This is a genomic window from Asaia astilbis JCM 15831, assembly GCF_000613845.1.
GTDB lineage: Bacteria > Pseudomonadota > Alphaproteobacteria > Acetobacterales > Acetobacteraceae > Asaia > Asaia astilbis.
This window is the reverse complement of record NZ_BAJT01000029.1, coordinates 1-11,841: the sequence shown is the minus strand read 5'-3', so window position 1 is coordinate 11,841 and position 11,841 is coordinate 1. Positions and strand designations below refer to the sequence as shown.

Annotated in this window: 11 protein-coding genes; 6 read left to right on the top strand and 5 right to left on the bottom strand. The window is 58.5% G+C overall.

The genetic code is table 11. The features are described 5' to 3' along the window. Positions 1-153 precede the first annotated feature (153 nt). Positions 154-1,188 (bottom strand): VOC family protein, encoded by a 1,035-nt coding sequence (locus JCM15831_RS19620; protein ID WP_025824854.1) that lies wholly within the window; start codon positions 1,186-1,188, stop codon positions 154-156. Positions 1,189-1,293: 105 nt separating this feature from the next. Here JCM15831_RS19620 and trxA point away from each other — a divergent pair, with 105 nt between their 5' ends. Next, on the top strand, positions 1,294-1,620 hold the full coding sequence (trxA, locus tag JCM15831_RS14840) for a thioredoxin TrxA (RefSeq protein ID WP_025824853.1): 327 nt from the start codon (positions 1,294-1,296) through the stop codon (positions 1,618-1,620). Here trxA and hpnK read toward each other — a convergent pair. The 4 genes from hpnK to JCM15831_RS14820 form a co-directional block, all read right to left on the bottom strand. Next, positions 1,592-2,515, bottom strand: coding sequence for a hopanoid biosynthesis-associated protein HpnK (gene hpnK, locus JCM15831_RS14835; protein WP_025824852.1), 924 nt, complete (start codon positions 2,513-2,515; stop codon positions 1,592-1,594). The genes trxA and hpnK overlap by 29 nt on opposite strands. 6 nt (positions 2,516-2,521) lie before the next feature. After that, positions 2,522-3,946, bottom strand: a complete 1,425-nt coding sequence (gene hpnJ / locus JCM15831_RS14830) for a hopanoid biosynthesis associated radical SAM protein HpnJ (RefSeq protein ID WP_035774732.1) — start codon at positions 3,944-3,946, stop codon at positions 2,522-2,524. A gap of 109 nt (positions 3,947-4,055) precedes the next feature. Next, positions 4,056-5,237 carry a bacteriohopanetetrol glucosamine biosynthesis glycosyltransferase HpnI gene (gene hpnI, locus JCM15831_RS14825; protein WP_025824850.1) on the bottom strand — a complete coding sequence of 394 codons (1,182 nt, stop codon included), beginning with the start codon at positions 5,235-5,237 and terminating at the stop codon, positions 4,056-4,058. A gap of 54 nt (positions 5,238-5,291) precedes the next feature. Next, entirely contained in the window at positions 5,292-5,966 is a 675-nt protein-coding gene (locus JCM15831_RS14820) for an ABC transporter substrate-binding protein (protein ID WP_084490734.1), read from the bottom strand. A gap of 500 nt (positions 5,967-6,466) precedes the next feature. On the opposite strand from JCM15831_RS14820, the gene hpnH reads away from it, so the two are divergent. The 5 genes from hpnH to JCM15831_RS19615 all read left to right on the top strand — a co-directional run. Further along, entirely contained in the window at positions 6,467-7,654 is a 1,188-nt protein-coding gene (hpnH, locus tag JCM15831_RS14810; protein ID WP_025824848.1) for an adenosyl-hopene transferase HpnH, read from the top strand. A gap of 184 nt (positions 7,655-7,838) precedes the next feature. Continuing rightward, the gene (locus JCM15831_RS14805) at positions 7,839-9,131 is read left to right on the top strand and encodes a hemolysin family protein (protein WP_025824847.1); all 1,293 of its coding nucleotides are present in this window, start codon (positions 7,839-7,841) and stop codon (positions 9,129-9,131) included. A gap of 177 nt (positions 9,132-9,308) precedes the next feature. Further along, a complete protein-coding gene (locus JCM15831_RS14800; RefSeq protein ID WP_025824846.1) occupies positions 9,309-10,460 on the top strand; it encodes a hypothetical protein in 1,152 nt (383 codons plus the stop codon). Then, a complete protein-coding gene (locus tag JCM15831_RS14795; protein ID WP_051528569.1) occupies positions 10,457-11,083 on the top strand; it encodes an ATP-binding cassette domain-containing protein in 627 nt (208 codons plus the stop codon). The genes JCM15831_RS14800 and JCM15831_RS14795 overlap by 4 nt, the downstream gene beginning before the upstream one ends. Positions 11,084-11,367: 284 nt before the next feature. Further along, positions 11,368-11,841, top strand: a 474-nt coding sequence (locus JCM15831_RS19615; protein WP_035774731.1) for a two-partner secretion domain-containing protein, incomplete at its 3' end; no start/stop codon positions are given.

Sequence of the window (11,841 nt, the reverse complement as noted above, 5' to 3'; positions counted from 1 at the left end):
AATGAGGCCCGACATTATAGCCGCCATGCCAGCCATGACGGGCCCACCCGCCGCCGGGATAGCCGTAATAGCCGCCGCCGGAATAGCCGTCATAATTCGCACAGCTGGAGAGCAGGAGCGGCAGAAGGAGCGCGAGAAGGGCAGGCGCTTTTTTCATGGCGCGACTCCTTCACTAAGATCGTCTTTCTGAGGTTCGATGAGGCCGAAAACGGCGCCCCCCGGATCGGCCAGGATCGCGATCTTGGCACCGTCACGGTCGAGATGAACGGGAACGATGATTTTTCCCCCCAGCGTTTCGGCCTTTCGGGCCGTATCTGCGCTGCTCTGAACCTGAATGAACTGGATCCAGCGTGCGGTGTCTTTCTGATCGATCCCGTCGGGGAGTTTGTTGACGCTCGCACGCTCCCGATCCTGCGACATCAGCATGTAGTGCCCGGTTCTCTCTTCCTCAGGCGAGGCGACGATCTTGTAATTGAACAGGAGCTGGTAAAATCCAGCCGCCGCTTTGGGTTCAGGCGACAGCAAGGTGGCCCAGGCCCAGTTATTCAGGGCAGGTATTGCCGCCACTTCGCTCGATTGAGGGTCCACAGGGTCCCCTGCCTGAGCGCTCAGAGCGCCATAAACGCCGTGCTGGGGGTCGGCGACAATGAGTGCTTCGCCCAGACCCTCCATCTGCTTCGGGCCAAAGAGCACCTTGCCGCCCTGCTTGCGGGTCACGCGTGCGACTGTGGCTGTATCGGACGTAGAGAGGAAAGGCGTCCAGAACGGGACATCATGGCGAGGATCGTCGAGCCTGTGTGCGACGACAGTACCGATTGGCTGCGAGCCGAGCATGATCTCGATCCGTTGCGTTTTGCCGTTGCCTACCGGACGGAAACCCCAGCCGAAAAGCTGGCTGTAAAAGGTTTCAGCTCTGGGCAGATCGGGCGTGACCAGCATGGAAAAGACGATCTTGCCCGGCAGGAGACGATGCGTCGCCGGGGCGGTCAGCGGGTCGAACGACCGCGACACGGCTTTCATGTGCGGTGCTGCCTGCGCAGAGGCGAGGGGAGCAGAATAGATCTGACTTGCGGCACAAAGGGCGGCGAGAAAGAGTCCGTGCGAAACAGGACGCATCGACAAAAGAAGTCCTCCAGAACCTGACAGGCGTTTCTCAACGAACGCCTCTGGCCGGGCTCTGTTTCTCATGCCGGGGCGATTCCTCCTTCACTAGCTCTTGAACGCTTGGCCGGAACTGCTGATATGTCTTCTCAAGACGGACCTCTAAGGTCAGCATTCCGAATGGAGAGAAAAATGAGCGAGAACACTGTATCTGTCAGCGATAGCGCTTTCGAAAAGGACGTGCTGCAGGCCGAAGGCCCGGTTCTGGTCGATTTCTGGGCAGAGTGGTGCGGCCCCTGCAAGATGATCGCCCCTGCGCTCGACGAGATCGGTGGCGAGTACAAGGGTCGTCTGACGGTCGCCAAGATCAATATCGACGAAAACCCTGAAGTGCCGACACGCTTCGGTGTTCGCAGCATTCCGACGCTCATGGTGTTCAAGAACGGTGAAGTCGTGGCCCAGAAGACCGGTGCCCTTCCCAAGAGCGCTCTCAAGGCCTGGGTCGACTCGGCTCTCTAAATCTCGCGAGCCCGAGGGTTTCTCCGAATGGGAAACCTTTAGGTTGGGGCAGGTCGTTTCCTGCCCAGTCGCTGAGCCGAATAGAGGCTGAGCGCACGGCTCGACGCAGTTCCGGGCTCACCAGAGCATCGAATTCGCCGCGTTGATCGTAATCCGGCATCAGGTTTTGCAGTAATGCATTCTGTTCCAGTGCCGGATGAAAATACAGCTCTGACAGACCCTCCGGCAGATGCGGAATCAATCCTGCAACACGTCCGGCGCGCATTTGGCCGCTCCATGCCAGTCCAAAACAATGGTCATTCGTCGTCATGCCTGCGCGTGCGATCTGATGACGCAGGACTCCACACCATCGACGCAGAGCGGCTGCTCCAAGACTGTCGAAATGGGTTTCTGCTGAAGCGAGTGGCTCAGGTGGCTCACAGGGCGTCCGCACATGGCGCAGTCCGTAATGCTGTCCGGTCTCGATCAGCATCCGTCCGATCGTCGGATGAAGATGCATATGCTTGTGAGCATTTGCGTGATCGAGGTTCAGACCGGACGCAAGAAAGGCGCGGAACTGGGCTTCAATCTCCCGCGACAGGGCGCGACGAGCTGCGGGTCGGAAGAAATACGAAACCCCGAGGCCAAGCTGGCTGGTGCCGAACCGGTCATCCGGGGTCGCAATCGCCGGGATGGTGGCGCCGGGGAGAGCGGTGTCTCCCTCGATCACCACCAGATGGAGACCCACCCGAAGCGTGGGAAGTCTCCTGGCCCGACGCACGGCGTCCATGCTGGCAGGGCCAGAGACCATGAGGCTGGCCGTCGAGAGAAGCCCATCACGATGGGCAATCTCGATCGCCTCATTGACCTCTACGCTCAGGCCGAAATCATCGGCCGAGACTATCAAGCGACGCATGAAAGATCAGGCGGCGTTGCGGTCTTTGAGGAACTGGAAGAACTCCACGCCCTCGCGCAGACGGCGCTTCATCATCTGCGGGCTGCGCACCATCTCATTGACGATCGAGGCAATCTTCGGGGCCCGGAAGTAGAATTTACGGTAGAATTCTTCGACCGATGCAAAGATCTCGGTGTGCGAGAGATGCGGGTAATGCAGAGGGGCGATCTGCACGCCGTGCTCGTCGATCAGCTCTGCCTCGGCTTCGTTGAACCAGCCATTCTCGGTAGCCTGCTTGTGCAGTGCCGTGCCGGGATAAGGGGCTGCCAGAGAGACCTGCAGGGTGTGCGGGTTAATCTCACGGGCAAACTTGATGGTTTCCTGAATGGTCTCCTTCGTCTCGCCGGGCAGGCCGACGATGAAGGTGCCATGGATCTTGATGCCCAGCTTGTGGCAGTTCTTCGTGAACTCGCGTGCGACTTCGACGCGCATACCCTTCTTGATGTTGTGAAGGATCTGCTGATTGCCGCTTTCATAGCCGACCAGAAGCAGGCGGAGCCCGTTTTCCTTCATGATCTTGAGCGTCTCGTAGGGGACGTTCGCCTTGGCATTGCACGACCAGGTCACGCCCAGCTTGCCCATTTCACGTGCGATGGCCTCGGCGCGGGGCAGATCGTCCGTGAAGGTGTCGTCATCGAACATGAACTCCTTCACCTGCGGGAAATACTGTTTGGCCAGACGGATTTCTTCAGCCACGTGCTCGGGGCTGCGCGTGCGATAGCGGTGGCCGCCAACGGTCTGCGGCCACAGGCAGAATGTGCAGCGCGACTTACAGCCACGACCCGTATAGATCGAGATGTAAGGGTGCATCAGATAGCCGATGAAATAGTCTTCGATTTTCAGGTCGCGCTTGTAGACCTCGGTCACGAAGGGAAGGCTGTCCATGTCTTCGATCATGGCGCGGTCGCGATTGGCGATGATTTCGCCATCCTTGTTGCGCCAGGTAATGCCGTCCACGTCCTTGAGGTCGCGGCCTTCCGCGATTTCCTTGATGGTGAAATCGAACTCGTTGCGTGCCACGAAGTCGATCGGGCTACCCTGCGCCATCGACTCGTCAGGCTGCACGGCCACCTTGGCGCCGACCATGCCGATCATGAGCTTCGGATTGGCGTCCTTCAGCATCTGCGCCACACGAACGTCAGAGGCAAAAGACGGGGTGGAGGTGTGCATCACCACCAGATCGCGGTTCATCACGTCTTTGAGGATCGGCTCCATGCCCATGCGGGCCGGAGGTGCATCGATCAGGCGCGAGCCCTCGACCATGGCGGCGGGCTGCGCCAGCCAGGTGGGGAACCAGAAAGAGCGGATCTCGCGCTTGGCCTGGTAACGCGACCCGGCTCCGCCATCGAAACCGTCGAAGGAAGGGGGCTGAAGGAACAGCGTGCGCATCATGATGGTGAAAATCCTCGGAAGATCCGGCGGATGGCAAAATCCGCAAAGGTGAAGAGATCAGACATTTCTGACGAATGTCTGAGCATATGGGACGTAAATGCTCAAAAGTCTAATCACCGGGTTCAACAGGGTGTATCGGTGAGGTGATCGGGGCAACGCGATTGATATGAAGAGTCTGGCCTCTCCACTCCACGCGCTTGCCTTTGGCGCTGCCTACCATGATTGCGGCGGACAACCATTCGCGCAGGGGAAACAGTGCATAGACCGAGGGGGTAAGGCGCCCCACGCTGAGATCGATCGTGATCGCCGAGAGGCTGCGCACTGCCCAGACGCCTGCAAAAAACCAGAGAGCCCACTGCGCGGGCCAGCAGCAGACGAGCACAACGCTGGACCAGAAAAGGGGCAGCTGCATAGCCGACAGCCCATAGCCGACAGGCTCGACGTTCTTGACCGTGCGTCCCCAGCGAAGTTCGTGATCGATCATCGCGCGGGGGGTCGGCTCGGCAACGGTTGTCCATGTCATGCACGGCGCCAGCGCAATTCCCTGGCCATGTGCGCGCACAAGCTGACCCAGAACGGCATCATCGGCGACATGGTCGGCAAGGGCCGCCAGGCCGCCGATCTGCTCGAGCATGGTGCGGGTCAGGGCCATGGTTGCCCCGAGGCAGTCCTGCCGGCCGAGAAGGCGCGACATCATCACGCCGGGCATGAAGTTATGGTTGATCTGCGACGACGCAAATTCGCGGATGAGCGACGCTGAAGCGGGCAGACCGGCGTAGAGCGTGGTGACGAGACCGATTCCCGGACGGGCGAGGGTCGACACCACATCGTGCAGGTAGCTGGGCTGCACGTGAATATCGGAATCCGAAATGACGAGGACGTCGTGCTTCGCCACCGGATACATATTGATCAGGTTGGCAACCTTGCGGTTTGTCCCGTGGGGCGTGCCATCGATCACAAGAGCGATGTCGCGATCAGGATAATCCTGAATGATCCGCCTGACGACAGCGATTGCGGAATCATGCTCGCGTTGCACGCCAAAGACGATCTGGAACTCGGGGTAGTCCTGCTCGCAGAAACTGCGTAGCGCCTCTTCGAGCAAGGGCTCATCCCCGTGGAGCGGTTTGAGCACCGTGACGGAGGGAGGGCGCGCAGCGGGCAGGGAGACGATGCGTCGCTTTTCACGCTTGCGAAACGTGGCGATCAGCCCGGCACCGATTGCCGATTGCGCGCATCCGGCGAGGGCGAGGCAGGCTGAGGCATAGCCAAGCCAGTTCAGTGCGAGAGCCACGCAGCCCCTTTGCCCTCTTTGGGGCGCTTAATCTGGAGGGACCGGGGACACATGTTACTTGTTCATGAAGTTGGCGGTTTTGCGGTTCAGCAATGTGACCAGTGCATCCACACCGCCACGGGCGAGTGTGGAGCTGAAATCGGCACGCTGAGCGGCAACCTGACTGATATGGCCGTTAAGCAGGATATCGACGATGCGATAGCCACCGCCAGACGGCATCATGACATAATTGATGGCCGTGGCCGGATCGGATCCATCGCCAATCGTCGTGCTGACAATGGTGCTTCCCCCGGTCGGGGCCGGACGCGTCGACGGATTGACGGTGAATTTGGCGCCACTGCCCTTCTTGAAGCTCGAAACGTAGCGCGCGATCGTGAACTGGCGGAAGGCTGCCAGAAGTCGTGATTGCTCGTCGGAAGACAGCGTCGTGTACCGCATGCCGATGGAGTTATGGAGCACTGTCGAGAGATCGAAGCTGCGGTCGATGACTGGACCGACGATCTGCGCGCGGGCCTCAGCAGAACCGCTCGATGAAGCCTGAATCTGACCGAGAGCGGCATAAAGCTCGTTGATCGGTGTGATCGCCGCCGATTGAGCGTAAGCGGGCGTGGTCAGAGCGACCGAAGAGAGCATCACAGGGGCCGACAACAGAGCCATAAGTCCAAGCGCGGCGCCCCGTGAGCGCGTGTTCCTGGTGGTCTTGGGCGTTCTGTCAGGGAACTGTGTCATGCTGCGTCCTCAAATCTGTCCCGGAACCCGGGAGAGACATCTGTCTGGATCCGTAGTCGGAAAGCTGGGGTGACGCCTCTCAGAATCAAGTCATCCGGTGCCCGACTATGGCGGCATATGTCCGACATAATGTCGAAAAGTGCAAACTTCCCACATATGGGTAATAACGAACGCAGCGAATTCGCTCATTGGCTGAGGCAGCGCAATCGTTTTGAGCTTAAAGTTTGGTTAGTCGTTACGGTTGATTGTCGCTAAAATGACACAGCACGGCCTGCCGAGTGACTTGAAGGTTGAGCTGGGATCGGACCCCGGTGTATAGGGCACGTTTTACCATCCGGATCGTATCGTTTTAAGTCTTGCATGCTCGGCCCATTGTCGGCGCTGTTTTTCCAGAATTATACGATCTTCGGGTCTTACTTTATGACGTCGACGCGGTCTTTCAGCTGGGGTCATTCTCACGCCGCGATCACACGTCATCTGGTGTAGGAGCAGAGAGATACATGGCCGTTCCATTGATGCAGGCCGTCCGCGTCGGGCGCTATGTGGTCAAGCAGCATCTTCTGGGTCGCAAGCGTTATCCGCTTGTTCTGATGCTCGAGCCGCTGTTCCGCTGCAATCTGGCCTGTGCGGGATGTGGCAAGATCGACTATCCGGCCCAGATTCTCAATCAGCGCCTGAGCGTTCAGGAGTGCCTGGATGCGGATGCGGAAGCCGACGCCCCGGTCATTGCGATTGCCGGTGGCGAGCCGCTTCTCCACAAGGAGATGCCGGAGATCGTCAAGGGTCTGACGGCACGCAAGAAATACGTCTATCTCTGCACGAATGGTCTTCTGCTCGAGAAGAAGCTCGACGATTACGAGCCTAATCCCTTCTTCTCGTGGGATATCCATCTTGATGGCGACAAGGCGATGCATGACTCGTCTGTCTGCCAGGAAGGCGTTTACGAGCGTGCTGTCGCTGCCATTCGCAAGGCCAAGGAGCGGGGCTTCCGCGTCTCGATCAACTGCACGTTGTTCGACGGGGCGAATCCCGAGCGCGTTGCGAAGTTCTTCGACGAAGTCATGGCACTGGGTGTCGATGGCGTCATGACGGCACCGGGCTATGCCTATGAGCGTGCGCCCGATCAGGAGCACTTCCTGAACCGTCAGAAGACCAAGCAGCTCTTCCGTGACATCTTCCGTCTCGGCAAGGGCAAGAAGTGGCGCTTCACACAGTCGCCGCTGTTCCTGAACTTCCTTGCTGGCAATGAAAACTATCATTGCACGCCTTGGGGCAAGCCGCTTCGCACCGTGTTCGGCTGGCAGCGTCCCTGCTACCTGCTGGGTGAGGGCTATGCGAAGACCTTCAAGGAGCTGATGGACGACACGGCCTGGGAGCAGTACGGCACCGGCGCCTATGAGAAATGCGCCGATTGCATGGTCCATTCAGGCTATGAGTCCACGGCTGTCATGGATGCGGTCAAGCGTCCCTGGCACATTGCCAAGGTCGCGCTGTTCGGCCCCGAAACCGAGAAGCCGATGGCTCCCGAGATCTCTCTCGAGAACCAGCGTCCCGCCGAATACAAGTATGAGGCTCAGGTGGCCGAGCAGGTCACATTGCTCGATTCCCGCAAGCCTGCCCGTGGTCCGCGTGTTCGTGTGCACAAGGCCAAGGAAGAGCAGGTTGCTGTTGCAGACGCAGCAGATTGAGTGAACGAGGTCTCGACACGCTCCTGTAGAGCGATCTCCTGGTAGATCGTATTGCCTCACGACGCAGGGTAACTTTCCTGCATCCTGACGCGGACTCGCCAAACAGGGCGTGACAGCTTTATTCTGAGAAGGCGGACATACAGCGTGTATGTCCGCCTTTTCTTTTTTCCGAACGAAGGACTCCATGCTCACCCCCATTCTGATCATCTGCCTCCTGATTGCGCTGAACAGCATTTTCGCCATGGGCGAAATGGCGTTGATTTCAGCCAAGCGGCCTCGTCTCGCGGCGTTGGTCAAGCGGGGCGTGCGTGGTGCAGAACGCGCTTTGCGTCTCGCGGATGAGCCGCATTCCTTTCTGCCTACCGTGCAGATCGGCATGACGCTGGTGTCCATTCTCGAAGGGGCCTTCGGCGGAAGTCAGATTGAAGAGGATCTGGCGCTTCTGATCCGTCGCAGCGATCTTCTGCGACCATTCGCCAATGAGCTGTCCATCGGCATCGTGGTGATGGGGATCACTTTTGCCATGCTGGTTTTCGGCGAGCTCGTGCCGAAACAGATCGCGCTCCAGCATCCGGAAAAGACTGCTGCAAGGCTCTCTTTCGTTCTCTCCGCATTGCTGACCGTTTCCCGCCCTGTTGTGGCCTTGCTGAGCGGCGCTTCCTCTCTCGTTCTGCGTCTCTTCGGTGTCGGTGGTCTGACACGTGCCGCCATCACCGAGGAGGAGCTGCGTGCCATCCTGGCCGAGGGCGCTCAGGCAGGTGTGCTGGAGACGGAGGAGCGGATCATGATCGAGCGCCTGCTTCGTCTGGCCGATCGTCCTGTCCGTGCCATCATGACGCCACGTAACGAGCTGTTCTGGGTCGATCGGCATGCCAGTCGCGAGGCGCTGATCGTCAAGCTGCGTCAGTCCACCTATACGCGTATTTTGGTGTGCGAAGGCGATGTCGATCATCCCGTTGGTGTCGTTCTGGCCAAGGATCTGATGGATCGTCTGCTTCAGGGACTGCCCGTTTCGATCGAAGCCGCTTTACGCCAGCCGATTGTGGTGCCGGACAGCCTGACTGCACAGGATATGATCGAACGCATGCGCGGCGAGCGTCTGGGAATTGCGTTCGTGCTCGATGAGTATGGATCGTTCGAAGGCATCGTCACGCCTTCGGATATTTTCGAAGCTATTGTCGGTGATGAAAACGCCGAGAAGAGCAAGACCGAGCGCGAGAATCCACAGCAGCGTGACGACTACATGCTCGATGGATTTATGCCGGCCGACGAAGTGCGTTCGGTTCTGGACCTGCCCGATCTGCCTGCTGCTGGCAGCTATCACACGCTGGCTGGCGCCATCTTGGCTCTTCTCCGCCGTGTGCCTTCGAATGGAGACAAGGTCGTGTTCGCCGGTTGGTTGTTTGAAGTGGTCGAAATGGAGCAGCGCCGTGTAACCAAAGTGCGCGCCAGCCGACAGGTTCTGGCCGAAAATTGACCCCGGATATTTGTTGCGATAGCGTTTTCACTCTGAAGGGGCGGACCTAATTGCAAGAGGTGAAGGCTCATCGTCGACCATCCCGGAAAAACGAGATCGGGTTCTGTTCATTATCTGTCTCTCCGCGCCCGGCATCTAATCCATCAGGGTAAGGCTGTCATCGTAGGGCGCTGGCTGATGGTGATGCTCTGGACGTTCCTGTCGCCATCATTTTCCTTTGTCGTGATCCTTGATCGCGCGTCACAGTTCGCTTCTGGTTTGTTGGCCGGCCCCGGTTCGATCTGGGTTCATCTGGGCGGGATCGTCATGGTTCAGATCGGCTATTGCGGCTGGTCGGCCGGTCTTCGTCCAATGATGCGAGGGGGAGCCTTTCGGGAGTTTCTCAATACCCTGCCGATAGCCCCTCAGGCGCGTCTTGGTGCTTCGGCGCTTTTGCTTCTGGCGCTCGATTTTCTGTTTTTCTCACCGCTTTTAGGCGGGACTTTCTGGATACAGGGGCATTCTGTCCCTGGGCTTTCTTTCTATGTGGTGAAAGCGATTATCTTTGCGGGGCTCATACTCTTCATTGAGGCCGCACTCGTCGAGCGGGTGTTTTCCGTGTTCGTTGCGATTGTGGTTGCTGATTGTGCGTTGGCTGCTGGATGCACGCCGATGTCCGGTTGGTTGAGTGCCGCGTTCCTGCTGACCGCCGGTCTGGCGGGAGCGTCAGGATTTGTCATGGCGGGCCGTGACCCGTTGTCTGGGATGTTCCGTCTCAGCCTGCCTCCTCGCTCCCGACAGAAAACGCAGAAAAGCGCGCGTCATACTGATAATCTTATGAGAGTGCCGCCTGTCGTGAGGCTCCAGCTACGCTGTCTCACACAGAAGGGGGCTGGCGTCATTGGCTCGTTGGTTGTCACGCTCTTGCTGCCGATTGGCGTGTGGGCACTGCTCTCTGTTTTCGCCTATGATGAGCGGTCCGTTCCGGTCTTGATCGCTGCGATGGGGCTTTGTGCCCAACTCAGCCTTTTTGCTTTTGCGAGCCTTGATACGGCCCATAAGCAGGCAATGTCGTTTTCAAAAACCCTTCCTCTTTCCCGCTATTTCTGGCTGTGGCGCGATCTTGGGCTTGTTTCAGCTTTGTTCGTGCCGTCTGCGCTATTTTTCCTCCTGCCGCTCGGCCTTCACCGTCTTGTTCCCCTGACTGTAGGCGGCATCTTTTTCGGAGCCTATTTCGTGCTTCTGGGAAGCCTGAGGTTGACGGTACGCGTCGAGGCGCGCTGGCGGCTCATGGCGTCATTAAGTCTGAGTGCTGTGTGGATTACCGTCATCCTAAGAGAGTTTACATGATGAGTGACAGGCTGCGTTGTTCCGATCTGCATGTCGCTTTTGCAGGGCGCCCGGTTCTTGCTTCCATCAATTTGTCACTCGATGTCGGGCTGCATGGCCTTTGGGGCGCTAACGGGACGGGCAAATCCACGCTCTTGCGGGTGCTGTCCGGAGCGACCACGCCCGATCGTGGTGAGGTCTGGATAGGAGGAAAAAGTCTGGCGCGTGATTCAGTGGCAGCACGATCACGCCTGGTCTATGTGCCGGACGACGCAATGCTTTATCCTTTCATGACTGGATGGGATCTTATGGAGCTGTGCGCCTGGGCGCGTAAGGCGTCGGGAATCCCGGAGGCGATATTGAAGGGCTTCGGTCTCATGCCGCATCTCGACAAACGTTATGATGCGCTCTCTCTTGGTACACGACGAAAAATGCTGATCGCTTCTGCTTTTGTTGGGAAGGCAGATGTGTTGCTGATGGATGAGCCTGCCAATGGGCTCGATGCTGCCTCAAGAGCGTATTTTATGGACCTCCTGGCTGATACTGCGCGCTCAACCTGCGTGCTGTTATCCACGCATGACAGTGAGTTTTTGTCGGCGTTGAATGCGACCGTCATCCATCTGGAGACGCTGGGCGCACCGTAACAAAAACCGCATGGCCGATGTCGTGATGCGGGAGTCTGTCTCGGAAACACCCAAGTCTGTCTGTTCTCAGTGCTTGTTCGCGAGATCCATGACGGAAGATCGGTCCAGGTGAAAGAATTTGTCATCTGAGGGCGGCCTTTTGAGGCGACAAAAGCCAGAGCCTCAGACGATCCCGAAAGGCTTTTTTAATCTTTCCTACACGTACATGTTACCATGAAAAGTTCATGTGTGTGCGAAGTGTTGACTGTTAGTCGAACTGAAAAAAGACAAATCGGGCCCCGGGCATGACGTCGGCCGTGCGCATTCTCTTGCTCGGTTTTACGGCGCTCACGCCGGGCCTTGCTCTGGCACAGGCGCTGCCGAGCGGGGGCAGTTTTGCTGCGGGCAGCGGCAACATCGCGAGCGCGGGCACTGCGACCACGGTGACGCAGAGCACGGCACGCGGCGTCATCAACTGGCAGAGCTTTTCGATTGCGTCGGGTCATTCGGTGCAGTTTGAGAACGGGAGCGGTGCCACGCTGAACCGGGTGACGGGCGCACAGATGTCCGAGCTTCAGGGGCATCTCGGGGCAACGGGCTCGCTTTATCTCATCAATCCCAATGGTGTGGTGATCGGCCCCAACGGGTCCGTGGCCACAGGCGGCAGCTTTGTGGCCTCAACGCGCGATGCGAGCGACAGCGCCTTCATGCAGGGGAAAAGCCTTACTTTGTCGGGGACGTCCTCGGGCACGGTGAAGAACGAGGGCAAGATCACCAGT

What these genes read in the sequence shown, in the direction of transcription:
- JCM15831_RS19620 (WP_025824854.1), bottom strand. Translation starts at nt 1,188, where the DNA reads ATGAGAAACAGAGCCCGGCCAGAGGCGTTCGTTGAGAAACGCCTGTCA.
- trxA (WP_025824853.1), top strand. Translation starts at nt 1,294, where the DNA reads ATGAGCGAGAACACTGTATCTGTCAGCGATAGCGCTTTCGAAAAGGAC.
- hpnK (WP_025824852.1), bottom strand. Translation starts at nt 2,515, where the DNA reads ATGCGTCGCTTGATAGTCTCGGCCGATGATTTCGGCCTGAGCGTAGAG.
- hpnJ (WP_035774732.1), bottom strand. Translation starts at nt 3,946, where the DNA reads ATGATGCGCACGCTGTTCCTTCAGCCCCCTTCCTTCGACGGTTTCGAT.
- JCM15831_RS14820 (WP_084490734.1), bottom strand. Translation starts at nt 5,966, where the DNA reads ATGACACAGTTCCCTGACAGAACGCCCAAGACCACCAGGAACACGCGC.
- hpnH (WP_025824848.1), top strand. Translation starts at nt 6,467, where the DNA reads ATGGCCGTTCCATTGATGCAGGCCGTCCGCGTCGGGCGCTATGTGGTC.
- JCM15831_RS14805 (WP_025824847.1), top strand. Translation starts at nt 7,839, where the DNA reads ATGCTCACCCCCATTCTGATCATCTGCCTCCTGATTGCGCTGAACAGC.
- JCM15831_RS14800 (WP_025824846.1), top strand. Translation starts at nt 9,309, where the DNA reads ATGGTGATGCTCTGGACGTTCCTGTCGCCATCATTTTCCTTTGTCGTG.
- JCM15831_RS14795 (WP_051528569.1), top strand. Translation starts at nt 10,457, where the DNA reads ATGATGAGTGACAGGCTGCGTTGTTCCGATCTGCATGTCGCTTTTGCA.